This is a genomic window from Stutzerimonas sp. C6.4V, from assembly GCF_058536345.1.
The window spans coordinates 960,618-974,548 of the sequence record NZ_JBZUBM010000001.1 but is presented as its reverse complement, the minus strand read 5'-3'; the positions used below and the strand labels follow the sequence as shown (position 1 = coordinate 974,548).

At 57.7% G+C, this 13,931-nt stretch carries 14 protein-coding genes; all 14 read right to left on the bottom strand.

Translation table 11 applies throughout. From position 1 onward, the window contains the following. Window positions 1-383: 383 nt before the first annotated feature. Window positions 384-698: a ComEA family DNA-binding protein gene (locus tag AC4LFW_RS04765; RefSeq protein WP_491818065.1), complete on the bottom strand. Its 315-nt coding sequence runs from the start codon at window positions 696-698 to the stop codon at window positions 384-386. Window positions 699-819: 121 nt separating this feature from the next. Continuing rightward, window positions 820-2,088, bottom strand: a complete 1,269-nt coding sequence (flgL, locus tag AC4LFW_RS04760; RefSeq protein WP_491818064.1) for a flagellar hook-associated protein FlgL — start codon at window positions 2,086-2,088, stop codon at window positions 820-822. A gap of 11 nt (window positions 2,089-2,099) precedes the next feature. Then, window positions 2,100-4,178: a flagellar hook-associated protein FlgK gene (flgK, locus tag AC4LFW_RS04755; RefSeq protein ID WP_491818063.1), complete on the bottom strand. Its 2,079-nt coding sequence runs from the start codon at window positions 4,176-4,178 to the stop codon at window positions 2,100-2,102. Between the two features lie 2 nt (window positions 4,179-4,180). Beyond that, window positions 4,181-5,374, bottom strand: a complete 1,194-nt coding sequence (flgJ, locus tag AC4LFW_RS04750; protein ID WP_491818062.1) for a flagellar assembly peptidoglycan hydrolase FlgJ — start codon at window positions 5,372-5,374, stop codon at window positions 4,181-4,183. An 11-nt stretch (window positions 5,375-5,385) separates the two neighbouring features. Beyond that, window positions 5,386-6,489: a flagellar basal body P-ring protein FlgI gene (locus AC4LFW_RS04745; protein WP_491818061.1), complete on the bottom strand. Its 1,104-nt coding sequence runs from the start codon at window positions 6,487-6,489 to the stop codon at window positions 5,386-5,388. A 12-nt stretch (window positions 6,490-6,501) separates the two neighbouring features. Continuing rightward, entirely contained in the window at window positions 6,502-7,194 is a 693-nt protein-coding gene (flgH, locus tag AC4LFW_RS04740) for a flagellar basal body L-ring protein FlgH (RefSeq protein WP_491818060.1), read from the bottom strand. A gap of 30 nt (window positions 7,195-7,224) precedes the next feature. Then, window positions 7,225-8,010, bottom strand: coding sequence for a flagellar basal-body rod protein FlgG (gene flgG, locus AC4LFW_RS04735; RefSeq protein WP_046162214.1), 786 nt, complete (start codon window positions 8,008-8,010; stop codon window positions 7,225-7,227). A gap of 44 nt (window positions 8,011-8,054) precedes the next feature. Next, window positions 8,055-8,795 carry a flagellar basal-body rod protein FlgF gene (gene flgF / locus AC4LFW_RS04730; RefSeq protein WP_491818059.1) on the bottom strand — a complete coding sequence of 247 codons (741 nt, stop codon included), beginning with the start codon at window positions 8,793-8,795 and terminating at the stop codon, window positions 8,055-8,057. Window positions 8,796-8,982: 187 nt separating this feature from the next. Continuing rightward, the gene (gene flgE, locus AC4LFW_RS04725) at window positions 8,983-10,338 is read right to left on the bottom strand and encodes a flagellar hook protein FlgE (RefSeq protein ID WP_491818058.1); all 1,356 of its coding nucleotides are present in this window, start codon (window positions 10,336-10,338) and stop codon (window positions 8,983-8,985) included. Between the two features lie 31 nt (window positions 10,339-10,369). Continuing rightward, window positions 10,370-11,050 (bottom strand): flagellar hook assembly protein FlgD, encoded by a 681-nt coding sequence (flgD, locus tag AC4LFW_RS04720; RefSeq protein WP_491818057.1) that lies wholly within the window; start codon window positions 11,048-11,050, stop codon window positions 10,370-10,372. Window positions 11,051-11,068: 18 nt separating this feature from the next. Continuing rightward, window positions 11,069-11,512: a flagellar basal body rod protein FlgC gene (flgC, locus tag AC4LFW_RS04715; protein WP_491818056.1), complete on the bottom strand. Its 444-nt coding sequence runs from the start codon at window positions 11,510-11,512 to the stop codon at window positions 11,069-11,071. A gap of 14 nt (window positions 11,513-11,526) precedes the next feature. After that, complete coding sequence (gene flgB / locus AC4LFW_RS04710; protein WP_491818055.1) at window positions 11,527-11,931, bottom strand: flagellar basal body rod protein FlgB; 405 nt, start codon at window positions 11,929-11,931, stop codon at window positions 11,527-11,529. Between the two features lie 199 nt (window positions 11,932-12,130). Further along, the gene (gene cheR / locus AC4LFW_RS04705; protein ID WP_491818054.1) at window positions 12,131-12,955 is read right to left on the bottom strand and encodes a protein-glutamate O-methyltransferase CheR; all 825 of its coding nucleotides are present in this window, start codon (window positions 12,953-12,955) and stop codon (window positions 12,131-12,133) included. Between the two features lie 37 nt (window positions 12,956-12,992). Further along, window positions 12,993-13,925: a chemotaxis protein CheV gene (locus AC4LFW_RS04700; RefSeq protein ID WP_491818053.1), complete on the bottom strand. Its 933-nt coding sequence runs from the start codon at window positions 13,923-13,925 to the stop codon at window positions 12,993-12,995. Window positions 13,926-13,931: the final 6 nt, after the last annotated feature.

The following is a 13,931-nucleotide window of genomic DNA, read 5'->3' as shown; positions in this document are numbered from 1 at the left end:
ACTGGAAGACCGTCTCAAACACCCGCTGGACGGGGCCTCCGCCTGATTGTCGAGTTTTTACACATTTAACCAAAAGCTCGAAATATCAATAACTTAACGAAACGACTCTAGACACCTCTCGCCCAAGCACCGGCTGCGCTCAGTGCGCCTTGCCGAATGTGTATAACCCGCTCGTGTCAACGATTTTTTAAGACATTTTAAGCAACTTCTGGCCTGTACATGCCAGCCTAAGCGTTCTAACTGGGACAGCGCTACGGCCGATGGTGTTCGGCAATCAGCTGACCGTATAGCGTTTAGGGCGAGGACTGGGGTCACAGTGCTGAGGTACAGCGGAAAACAAAAAGGCCGGTACTGAGACCGGCCTTCTTACTAACTTGACCGCATCAATGGACGGTCAGCTTGGTACGATTCTTTTCCAGTGTCGCAGCGCCGATACCTTTGACTTCAAGCAGGTCGTCAACCGAGCTGAAGGGGCCGTGCGCTTCACGATAATCCACAATTGCTTTGGCTTTTGTCGAACCAATTCCCTTGAGTTCACGCGTAAGCGTTTCGGCGTCAGCAGTGTTGAGATCAATTGCACTGACCTGAGCGATAGCCACACTGGCGGGTTCGACGGGCTCGGATGGGGCTGCATAGGAGCCGATGGATACGCTGGTGAGCAGCGCGAAAAGCGTAGCGGAAATAACTGATTTGATCATTTCACAGTCCTTTGATTGTTGACTTACCGGCGCGGTACTCCGTGCGCCGCCTGGTCACTTTAATTAGCGAACCAGGCAAGTCAAACCTGATATTTTCAGTAATGTGATCAGCTCCGCGCTATCAGCGCATGACGTTGAACAGGCTCAAGCCAGCAATCTTGACGTAGCTTTGCTGTGCGGCTTCAAGCACGACCGTTTGCAGGGATAGCCTGGACAACGCTTCGGCATAGTCCAGCTCACGCAACTCCGCCTGAACGCCTTTGTTGACCAGCGTGACGTCCTGATTATCGGTCTGGGTGGTCTCGATGACGTTCAGACGGGCACCGATGTTGCCGCGGGCCTGGTCCACACTGACCATGCCGTGGTCGAGGTTGGTTAAGGCAACGGCAACGGCGTCGCGCACGCCGGTGCTGCCTGTGGAGGGGTTTTCCAGTGCGGAGCGGAGGTTGGCGATCGTGTCGAGGATGCCTTGTTTGTTTTCCGCGCTCACTACTCCCGTCACCGGATCGGTATTGGTCTTTGCGGCCACCGCGATGCGCTCGCCGCCAGCCGGCACGCCATCGAACTGCAAGGCGACCCCGGCAAAAACGAGCTTATCCGACTTGCTTGCGTCTGCATCCACGCTGTTCGTCGCGAGCGGCGTGGCAGTGGTCACGTCAGCGCCCGCTTCGAACACCTTGTAGCTTTTTTCGTCTGGTGCCGCGTTGAATACCACTTCGATTCCCGCGTTGGGAAAGGCACTGAACGCAACTTCATCCTGTACCAACGGGGCGGACACACGCAAGGTAGAGGTCTGCGGGCTAATGGAGCTGGACATGCGCCCGGCATTCGTCACGTTTTCGAAAATCGATTTACCGTTATCGCTGATCGGGATATTTAGCGAGCTGGCGATCTGTAACTTCCGCTGTCCTTCGTCGCCCTGATAGCTGTAACTGCCATCGGCGGCGCGAACGAACGGCTGAGTCTTGCCTTGAAAGCCAGAAAAAAGATATTCCCCGCGCGCGTTGCGTGTGTTCATCAAAGACAGCAGTTCATCCTCTCTTTCCCCCAGTTCCGCCGCGATGGATTTGCGGTCTTGCGGATCGAGGGCGCCGTTGCCTGCTTGTACCGCCAGCTCACGGACACGTTGAAGCACGGTATTGACGGAATTGAGCGTCACCTCCTCCTGGGTCAGGCTGTTCTTTGCCGCCGTCAGGTTGGCATCGTATTGGCCCAACACGCTTTGTTGCTGCTCCAGCTGCAGCAAGCGAACAGACGCAACCGGGTCGTCGGCAGGCGTCAGGATTCGATTACCCGTACTGATCTGCTCCTGGGTCCGCGTGGCGTTGGAGTAGTTTCGCTGAATACCGGTTACGCCATTATTGAACGCTTGCAAAGTCGAGATGCGCATAATCGGGCCTGTTACCTGAAGGTGCTGATCAATGTATCGAATAAGGAGCGGGCAACTTGAATGATCTGTGCGGAAGCGTTGTAGTACTGCTCGAATTTGATCAGGTTGGCGGCTTCTTCATCCAGGTTTACGGCGGAAAGCGAGTCTCGGTTGTCGGTGGCCTGCTTGACGATTGCGCCAGTAGCTTCGCTGTCCATACGAGCCTGGGCAGTCAGGGTACCGACGCGCTCGACCAGTTCGCCGTAGCCATCGGTAAAGCTGAAGCCTGAGCCAGCTACCCCATCCGTCACGCCGATGGTCTGCTTGGTTTGCAGATCGACCAGCTTTAGCGCGTTGCGGTTATCCGAGACGCCGCTAGTGTTGAACTGAACATTAAATGAGTCAGTATTTGAAAGGCGTCCGCCGACTGTAAAACGCAAAACAGTTCCATTTTGCTCGAGCTGATATGTGTTTATTTCGCCTTGCTTGTAGGTTGCGTCATCGGCCGCTACATAACCATCAGGACCGAGCGTTACCCTAGTTATGACGGCTCCAACTCCGCTAAACAGGCCACTACTACTGGTAAACGACAGATTAACTGCCAGTTCAGAAAGCGCGTCTTTGACTGTCATACTCTCAGGAAGCATTACTAGATCCGGCTGGCTGATAACTCCGGTGCCGGCATTCTGCGGGTCGCTAGCAGCACGCACAGGCGCAGCAAAAGCAAGCTGATCCGCTTGGTTCAATTGCACGGAAATCTCGGAGGCACCGCGCCGCGTGGGCTGCAGAACAAAACGATCTCCGTCTGCCACCGCCCCGCTCACACTCACTTGAAATCCCTGATCCCGGCCAGTCGAGTCGGTAAATCGCAAAAGCGGATTCTTATCAGCATTCAGTACCGGCTGGCCGCCTTCATCGAGCACCGGCGAGACGGTAATGGGTTCACCGTCGCTCAAGCGGCGCGCGGTGTAACCAGTACCTGCACGCTCTAGGCGATAATCGCTAATGGTGAGCAGGCTAGTTTCGGTAATTTTCAGAGACGCATCAGCCGCAACATCGGGGCTTGCCACTTTGAGCGAAGGATTATCGCTGAACGGTGTAGCACGAAGCGCCATCAGTGCAGCACTATTGTAATCGCCGAACAGCGCCTCGCCGACGTTACCCTTCAGATCCAACCCCTGTCCCAACTGGGTATTGACCTGATCACTCACAGCCAGCGCCAGCCGTCCCAGCGAGTTCATCGTCGGGTCCAGCACTTCCTCGCGATAGCGAATCAGCCCGCCCAGCTCACCTCCGGAAATCTGCGAGGTAATGCCCTGCTCCGACTGCCCACTCAAAAATCGAATTTCATGGCGATTGGGATCGCTCTGTCCCGGCACGACCTTCAGTTGACTGACGGTACTGCCAACTACCAAAGGCTGCCCGCTACCCACTGAAATATTGAAACTGTTGTCATCTTGTGGCGTCACGCTGACGCCGATGTATGTCGACAACTGCCGAACGGCCTCGTCCCGAGCATCCAGCAAGTCGTTGGGCTGCTGGCCGTTTGCCGAAGCGATCGCGATCGAATTGTTCAAGCTGCCAATGCTACCTGCCAGGCGATTGATCTGATCAGTTACCGCCGCCATCTGCTTGTTAGTGAAGTTGTTCTGTTCAGTAAGTCGGTCCGACACAGTATTGAATCGACGGGCGAGCCCTTCGGCTTCGGCCAGTACCAGCTGACGCGCGGGTATGTTGGCTGGGTCTTCCGCAGCGGTTTGCAGGGCAGAGAAAAACTTTTGCAACGAGGGCGTGATGCCGGTCGTGCTGCCAGCGAGCAGGGAATCGAGCTGGTCGATCTGGCTCTTATAGGCTTCAACATCGCTGCTGAGCGACGTGCTGCTGCGCAGCTGACTGGTCAGGAACTCGCTGTAACTGCGACGGATCTCTACCAGTGTCGTGCCCGAGCCCACGTACCCTGCGCCACTGAACTGTGGCGTACGAGTCGCTTGCGAGGCGTCTTGCCGGCTGAAACCCGGTGTATTGACGTTGCTGATGTTGTGGCCAGTAATGGACAACTGGCTCTTGCTGGCGCTCAGGCCGGACAGGCCAATATTCAACAGGTCGGCCATGATTAACCTCGAGTCCGCATGGCGGGCGCCGTACTGGCGTCAGCAATAGTCTGATAGGTCTGCACTTTGCGGGCGATCTGATTGATCTTGCGCGCATATTGCGGGTCGGTCGCATAGCCGGCCCGCTGCAGTTCGTTGACGAAACGCTCCGAGTCACCGGATGCGCTGGCTACCTGGATCGCTGGCTTGTAGCGATCGTTGCTTTCCAGCAGCCGTACGTAATCGTTGAAGCTCTGCTCGAACGAGTCATAGGCACGAAAGCCCGCAACCTGCTTGGTGGCCTTGCCGTTGACGTATTCAGTAGTGGTGACCTTCGCAGACTCACCGTCCCAGCCGTTGGACTTTATGCCGAACAGGTTGTGGCTGTTACTGCCATCCTTCTGCTTGATCATCGACTTGCCCCAGCCGGTTTCCAACGCGGCCTGGGCTACCAAAAAACGCGGCTCTATACCGAGGCGTTTTGCCGCTTTTTCCGCCATGGGCAACATGGTGGCGATGAATTCGGAAGGCGAGCTGAAGCGCGCCTTGCCTGGTGCAGCTGGGACCGCAGCGTCGACGCCATTGATAGTTAAAGCTGTGTCTTGAGGTGCAGCGAAAACGGTGGCCGGTTTCCAGTCGATATCGACCAGCGGCCTGGCCTTGCCGTCTAGGCGGATCTGGTCGACCGGTGAACTGGCGTTTGTCACCTGCGCAGGCAAACGCTCGGCTAATCGACCCGGCAGCGCGAGACGACGCTGATTGAGCATCTGCACGTCGTTACGGGCCGAATCTGCCTTGATGACCGCGGTAGTGGGCTGGCTTGACCGTTGCGAACCTTCTGCCCGCTCAGCCTGAGCAAAAGGATTCGGCTTTTCGGTGGGCTCCTGCTGCTTGCTCAACTGGCGAATCAGCACGTCGGCGAGCCCGATGCCACCACCTTCCTTGGACAGCGTGACGGAGAGTTGCTGGTCGTGCATGTCCTGGTACTGCTTGCTGGCCTGGCTGTTGAACGGATTGTCCTTGGACATGACTTCCGTGGCCGAACGCATCGACTTGAGCATCTCGTTCATGAACAGGGACTCGAACTCTTGCGCGACCTTGCGCACGTTCTCCGCGCCATCGCGGTCCTTGCCGACCTTGAGCTGGTTGAGCCGATTGAGGTCGGAGTAGCTTCCGCTATCAGGGGTGCGCCGACCCAGTCCCAGACGGTTTTCCATGTCCCTGTCCCTCAAATCACGATCAGATCGGCCTGCAGCGCACCGGCTTGCTTGAGCGCCTCCAGGATGGCCATCAGGTCGCTAGGGGCAGCGCCTACCTGGTTCACGGCACGGACGATCTCATCCAGCGTTGTACCGGGGCCGAACTTGAACATCGGTTTGGCTTCTTGCTCCGCCTTCACCTTGGAGTTGGGAACGACCACGGTCTGGCCGTCCGAAAGCGGGTTCGGTTGGCTGACCTGCGGATCTTCGGAGATGGTCACGGTCAGGCTGCCATGAGTCACGGCTGCAGGCTGAACGCGCACGTTCTGGCCGATCACGATGGTGCCGGTACGCGAATTGATGATGACCTTCGCAACTGCCTGGCCGACGTCGACCTCAAGGTTTTCCAGGATCGACAGGTAGTCGACGCGCTGGCTTGGGTCCAGCGGTGCCGTAATGCTGATCGAGCCGCCATCAAGCGCCTGCGCCACGCCGGGGCCGAGCAACTCGTTGATGTGATCGACGATGTTCTTGGCCGTGGTGAAATCCGGCCGATTGAGATTCATCGTCAGGGTCGTGCCCTGGTTGAATGCGCTCGGCACTGGCCGCTCCACAGTCGCCCCACCGGGTATCCGACCGGCGGACGGAATGTTGACGGTGATCCGCGAACCATCCGCGCCCCCCGCATCGAAACCGCCCACCACCAGATTGCCCTGGGCGATGGCGTAAACGTTGCCGTCGATGCCCTTGAGCGGCGCCATCAAGAGGCTGCCTCCACGCAGGCTCTTGGCGTTACCGATCGAGGACACCGTGATGTCGATGGTCTGGCCCGGTTTGGCAAACGGCGGGAGCTCGGCATGAATCGATACGGCAGCCACGTTCTTCAGCTGCACATTGCCACCGGCCGGAACCTTGATGCCGAACTGCGCCATCATGTTGTTGAAGGTCTGCACGGTGAATGGCGTCTGAGTGGTCTGGTCACCGCTGCCATTGAGGCCCACCACCAGGCCGTAGCCGATCAACTGGTTGCTACGCACGCCCTGAATGGTTGCGATGTCCTTCAGCCGCTCGGCGTGAGCATGAGCAGCGGCCAGGCACAGCAATGCAACTACGATCGAGCTGAACAATTTCATGCATGCACCTGCTTAGAACGGCCACAACGGGCTGATGAAGAAGCGATCCAGCCAACCGGGCTGGCTGGCATCGGCAAAGGCGCCGGTACCGGAATAAGTGATGCGTGCGTCAGCGATACGGGTCGACGGCACGGTGTTGTCGGTGGCGATATCGTCCGACCGTATCAGGCCAGCGATACGCACCAGCTCGTCGCCCGTGTTGAGCGTCATCCACTTCTCACCGCGGATCGCCAGAATGCCGTTGGGCAACACATCCGAGACGGTAACGGTTATCGAGCCGGAGAGGCTGTTGCTCTGCCCCGCCTGACCGGAGCCGGAGGTGTCGCGTGACGCGTCATATTCCGCACCCAGACTCATGCTGTTGCCGGTCAGCGGATTGGCCATCGAAACGGCGCCGCCAAACAGCGAGCCGAGACCGATATTCGCGCTGCTCTCCTTGGAGATCTTCGAGTTCGAATTCTTGCTCGCCTGGGTCTTCTCGTTGAGCGTGACGGTAATGATGTCACCGACCCGGTATGCCTTCCGATCGTCGTACAGATTGGTCTCGAAGCCCGCCTGGTAGATCGCGCCGTTGTTCTGCGCAGCGGGCAGCGGCGTACGCGGCAGAACCGGCGAGTAGTACGGATCATTGGGCTTCGCGGCCGGCGCCATGCATCCAGTCAGGATCACGGCAGACATCAGCGGAAGAATGGACAAGCGGCGCATATTCACCTCAATCCAGCAGGCTGACAGCTGTTACAGCTGCTGGGTGACGAAGGACAGCATCTGATCGGCCGTGGAGATGACTTTCGAGTTCATCTCGTAGGCGCGCTGGGTGGTGATCATGTTCACCAGCTCCTCGACCACACTGACGTTGGAGTTTTCCAGGGTGTTCTGCAGCACGGTGCCCAGCCCGTTGAGGCCGGGGGTGCTCACCTGCGGGGCGCCGCTGGCGGCGGTTTCCAGGAAGAGGTTGCTGCCCATCGCCTGCAGGCCGGCCGGATTGACGAAGTCAGCGGTCTGGATGTTGCCGATGATCTGTGGAGCCGGGTTGCCCAGCGTGGTGACGGATACAGTGCCGTCCTCGCCCACGGTAAAGGTCTGGGTTTCCGGCGGCACGACAATGGCCGGCTCCAGAGAATAACCGTTGGAGGTCACGATCTGGCCTTCAGCGTTCAGATGGAAACTGCCGTCACGCGAGTAGGACACTGTGCCGTCCGGCAGCAGTACCTGAAAGAAACCGCGACCGTTGATGGCCATGTCGAGCGGTTGCTCGGTGGTCTGCAGACTGCCGGCAGTGAACTGCTTCTGCGTGCCGACGATTCGCACACCGGTACCCAGCTGCAGTCCAGAAGGCAGCTCGCTGTCCTGGCTGGACTGGCCGCCGGGCTGACGACGGATCTGGTAGAGCAGGTCCTGGAACTCGGCCCGGTCCTTCTTGAAGCCTGTGGTGGACACGTTGGCCAGGTTGTTGGAAATGGTGGTCAGGTTCATGTCCTGCGCGGACAAACCGGTCTTGCTGACCCACAATGCTGGAAGCATGTTCTTCTCCTCGTGCGCCGGAATTCAGACGCCGCCTAGTTTGTTTAGCTGATCTGCAAGACTCGGGCCGCTGCGGCACCATCTTCTTCGGCAGTACGCATCATTTTTACGTGCAGCTCGAATTGCCGGGACAGGGCGAGCATCGACGTCATCTCGGCGACAGCATTGACGTTGCTCGCCTCGAGGAAGCCGGATGTGACACGGACCGCAGCGTCCGCCTCGACAGGCTGGCCGTCCTTCATGCGGATAAGGCCGTCGGTGCCCTTCTCCAATTGCTTGGGGTCGGGGTTCACCAGTTTCAGGCGATCGACCGTCACCACCACGTTCGGGTCTTCACCGAGCGCGCGGATACTGATCGAGCCGTCGGCGCCGATCTCCACTTTTTCCTCTGGCGGCACGGCAATCGGCCCGGCATTGCCGAGCACCGGCAAACCGTCGCCGGTCCGTAGCATGCCAAGCGTGTCGATATTCAGGCTGCCGGTGCGGGCATAGGCCTCGCTGCCATCAGGCGCCTGCACGGCTATCCAGCCATCGCCCTCGACCGCTACGTCCAGATCCCTACCGGTCTCTTGCAACGTGCCGGAGCTGAAGTCCGTGCCCGGGCGTTCGGTCATGGCATAGGCCCGTGCCGGAAAGCTGTCGCCGAAGACCTGCATCGAGCGCGCCTGCTCGAAGTCGCGCCGGAAGCCCGTGGTCGAGATGTTTGCCAGGTTGTTGGCATGCGCCTGCTGGGCGCGGGCATTCTGGCTCGCTCCCGTCATCGCCACATAGAGCATCTTGTCCATGGAACCTCCCTCGCAATTTGACGCTGACTAGACTCACTCCAGCTAAAGAAGCAAGGGGTATGCCAAACGATAAAATCAGACATAAATTACTGAAAATAAAAAGAAAATATTGCAAAAAAAAGGCCCGAAGGGCCTTGTGAAAACGAAGCGGCAGTTTCCCGCCACCCCGCGCAGTGCCAGGTAGCGATTACCGGAGATTAATGATCGTCTGGGTAATCGCGCTTTCTGTTTCAATTGTCTTGGCGTTCGCCTGGTAGTTGCGCTGCGCCACGATCAGGTTTACCAGCTGATCTGAAAGCTCGACGTTGGAATCTTCCAGAGCGCCGGCTTGGAGGGAACCGAGGGTGCCGCTGCCAGGCGGGTTGCGCACGGGCTCGCCCGACTCGAAGGACTGAACCCATTGCGTCTTGCCAACCGGAGTCAAGCCCTGAACGTTAGCGAAGTTGGCGAGAATGATCTGACCCTGCACTTTGGACTGGCCATTGGTGTACCGAGCAAAGATCGCGCCGGTTTCGCTGATTTCGAGACCCGCGAGCTCACCAGTCGTATATCCGTCCTGGCTGACGCTGTTGACGGCGAAAGTGCTGGCGTATTGGGTGGAGCCCCGAAAATCAAGGGAAACGTCCAGGCCGCCTGCCGGCGCCGCATTATTGAGCTCCCAGCCCCCTGATGTGTTCCGCTGAGCCGGCTGCCAATTATCAAGGGATACCAAGCCTGTCGCGCTATCGTAAGCCATTCCGGAGCCGCCGCTCATGGACGCCATACTTCCATCTGGATTGAAACTGATCGAGATACTTGCAGGGTCAGTGCCGCTCCAGGCGGCTATTGGTGGAACAGCCGTGTCATCGCCAGCTGTAGCCACAGGTGATGCAGGGTTGCGCCCGTCGACCAATACATTCATCTGCCATGTATTAGCTGTCGACGTTTTAACAAAGTACTGGGTCATCACATGAGCATTGCCTTGCTCATCGTAAATATTGGTCGATGTCGATGAGTTGTAGCTCAGCGGATCAGCGGGATCGAAAGGCGTATTGCTGGGCTGGGTGTTGGTCGAATTCAAATTAAAACCCTGCGTGACCTTTGTCGTTGCCTTGGGCTCCTGGCTGGAGGTCTGAATCTTCAGATCGCTGACTTGGCCGGTTTGGATATTGCCGTTGTCGTCGACCGAATAACCCTGCAGGTTATAACCGAAGTTATCGACCAGGTTGCCTTCCTTGTCCGTACCGAAATAACCGGCACGGGTGTAGCTCAATGCACCGTTATTGCTGACCTGGAAAAAGCCGTTGCCATTGATGGCAAGATCAAGCGCGTTCTGGGTGTAGTTGATGTTGCCCTGATTGAACTGCTGCGACACGTTGGCCAACAGAACGCCGCTACCCTGAGGGTTCTTGCCAGTACCAAGCACCGACGACGCGTAGACATCCGCAAACTCCGCCCGCGACTGCTTGAAGCCCGCCGTTCCGGCGTTGGCGATGTTGTTACCCGTGACATTGAGGTCTTTGCTGGCGGCACGCATGCCGCTGAGGCCGATATTGAACGACATGAACTGCTCCTGTTACCGGACGCGCCGGTAGTTACTGACCAATGACCTGAACCTGTGACAGCCCGATGCTGCCGACGCCGGCCAGGTTGAGCATCAACTCACCGCCGTTCTGTCCAAGCGTTACGCTGTCCACGTTGGCGGGAAGCATGGTGTACAAACCCTTGGTTTCGCCTTCATAAGTGGCTTGCGCTTCGAAACGGTAGGTTCCAGGCGGCAAGGTATTGCCGCTCGAATCCTTGCCATCCCACATGAACGAAACGTTGCCGGCCTCCTGCTGACCCATATTGATACGGTTGACTGCCGTACCGGCACTGTCATAGACGTTGACCGACACGTTGCTGCTGGAGGTTGGCAATACCAGACTCGCCTTGAAGGTCTCGGCAGTATCAATAACTGCCTTATCGGCCGGCACAATGACTTTACGCCCAACCAGGGAAGAGGCCTGCAGCGCTTGCGAAGACTGATAGCCCGACAGCATGGTTTCCATGCTGGAGTTCAGTTTCTCGACACCCTCCACTGTGCTGAACTGTGCCAGCTGAGCGATGAATTCACCGTTCTCCTGGGGCTCGAGCGGGTTCTGATTGTTCAACTGGGTAACCAGCAACTCGAGAAACTCGTTCTTGCCGAGATCGTTGCTTTTTACTTCGCGGTCCTTGATCTGGTACTGGTCGAGTACCGAACCGGTACCGGCGACGCTGCCTGTCGTGCTCATGGCAATCTCTCGTAAGGGTTACTGGCCCAGGGTCAGGACCTTCTGCAACATGGTCTTGGCCGTATTCATCAACTCGGCATTGGTCTGGAACGAGCGGCTCGCGGAGATCATGTCCGCCATCTCCTCCACCACATTGACGTTCGGGTAATACACGTAGCCTTCTGCATTCGCCGCCGGATGGTTCGGCTCGTAACGCGCCTGCAACTCGCTCTGGTCTTCCACCACACCAAGCACCTGTACGCCGACACCCGCCTGGCCCTGTTCGGCGAAAAGCGACTGGTCCGGTTGGCCGTTGGCCTGCTGAAGCATGGTGGCAAACACCGGATGGCGTGCCCGGTAGGTCTGGTCAACGCTGGACGACACCGTTTCGGCGTTGGCAATGTTGCTGGAGATGGTGTTGAGGCGGGTACTTTGGGCACTCATGCCGCTGCCGGCGATGTTGAACACGTTGCTAAGGGACATGACGTTCGCTCCTTTTATTCGCCGCGCAGGGCGCTCATGAGCCCCCTGAACTTACTGTTGAGCATGGTGAAGCTCGCCTGAAAATCGATAGCGTTTTCGGCGTAAGCCGCTTGCTCGACCTGCGCATCGACGGTGTTCTGGTCCAGTGACGCGTGCGCTGGGGTACGGAAGCGCAGCCCTGGGTCAGCGATCTCCATGCCTTGAGCAGCGATATGCTGACTGTTGGTGACAGCCACCCCAAAGCCACCCTGGTTCTTGCTGTTCTGCGCAGCAAGAACCGAGCTGAAATCCAGATCACGCGCCTTGTAGTTGGGCGTGTCGGCGTTGGCTATGTTGTTGGCCAGGACTTCGGCACGCTGGGCGCGGAAACCCAGCGCCTTCTCATGAATGCCAAGTGCCTTGTCGAAACTGATGCTCATGATCTGGCCCTCCGCCGGATACAGTCTGCTTGGCAAACTTACAGCAAAGGCCGTGCCACTCAGCTAAGTGACTGAAAATTCGAGTTTTTTTAGGAGGCTGTCGCGCAGAGGCGTCAAAAGCGGCAAAGCTTTTCCGAAGGGCTTGCCGCTTCTTTCCGAGTAGCCGACAGATTTCTGCCGCCTGCTCTTTCGGGATGGGTCATTTCGCCTTGTAGATGATGCCGGGGCTGCACTGCACCATCTGGTATAGCTCTGGCAGGCCGTTCAGGGCTTCGGATGCGCCTAGAAAGAGATAGCCACCAGGTTTCAAGGTGGCGTGGATGCGCTTGAGAATGTCTTTCTTCACTTCAGCCGAAAAATAGATCAGCACATTTCGGCAGAACACTACATCGAACTTACCCAGCACTGCGTAGCTGTCGAGCAGGTTTTGTACGCGGAACTCGACACGACTCCGGATAGCGGGTTTCACCACCCATCTTCCTGGTGTCTTGACGTCGAAATAGCGCTGCAGACGCTCGCTGGACAGGCCCCGGGCAATGGCCAGGCTGTCGTATTCGGCTGCCTTGCTTGCCGCGAGCATCGCACCAGACAGCTCCGTCGCCACAATCTGAACGGACGGCTTCGGCTGGCCGGTACTGTTTCGTTCGTACTCGTCAATCATCATCGACAGCGAATATGGCTCCTGGCCTGACGAACAGGCAGCGGACCATATCCGTAACCGTTGCCCCGGCGCAGACTTGAGAAGCTCCGGAAGTACACGGCTCTTCATCACTTCGAACGGATAGGTATCGCGAAACCAGAGCGTTTCGTTGGTCGTCATGGCATCGACGACCTGCTCACGTAGGCCGCTACGGGGCTGCGACTGAATTTTCCTTACCAGATCTCCCAGGCTCTTGAGCCCCTGCTGCTCCATCAGCTTGTTCAATCGGCTGGACACCAGATACTGCTTGTTGTTGCCCAGCACAATGCCGCAGGTCTTTTCCAAAAACACTCGGAACTGATCGAAATCCAGATCACCTGACACTAATAAGGCCCTACCGTCGTATTGAAGAGGACAAGCCTCAGTTTGCGTCCGTACTCCGGATCCGCTCTATCACTCGGCTTGCGAGATCGTCCGGCTGGAATTTGGCTAGAAAATCATCAGCGCCAACTCGCTTGACCATGTTCTGGTTGAATACGCCAGAGAGCGAAGTATGCAGCAGAACATGCATGTCACGCATTTCTGGGTTCTGGCGAACCTCCGTGGTCAGTGTGTACCCATCCATCTCGGGCATTTCGATATCGGAGATCATCATGATGAACTCCTCTGCCGGCTTTTTGCCTTGCGCAAGAAGCCCCTTGAGATAGGTAAGCGCCTGGCGTCCGTCGTTTTGAGCGACCACCTCTATTCCGAGATTCTGCAGACAGCGGGTGATCTGCTTTCTCGCGACGGACGAGTCATCGACAATCAGCACGCGACAGGAAGACGCCTTGGAGTGGGTCTCTTCATCCGGAATGCTCACCGACACCAGCTCCGACACCGGCGCGACCTCGGCGAGCACCTTTTCCACATCGATGATTTCGACCATCTGGTTGTCGACGTGGGTCACCGCCGTCAAATAATGGTCGCGCCCTACTCCCTTGGGCGGCGGAAGAATATCTTCCCAGTTCATGTTCACGATCCGCTCGACCGAACGCACAAGGAAGCCGAGCACCTTGTTGTTGTATTCGACGATGATCGCGAAGCTGTTGGTGAGGTCATCGAGGCCCGGTTTTCCGGTAGCCAACGACAGATCAAGGATTGAGAGCGTATTGCCGCGAATGTTAGCCACGCCGCGCACCACTGGACTGGACCGCGGCATGACCGTAAGCCGGGGACACTGCAGCACTTCCTTGACCTTGAACACATTGATTCCGTAGAGCTGCTTGCCGTCCAACCGGAACAACAGCAATTCAAGGCGGTTCTGCCCGACCAGCTGCGTACGCTGGTTAACCGAATCCAATACACCGGCCATGCCAGT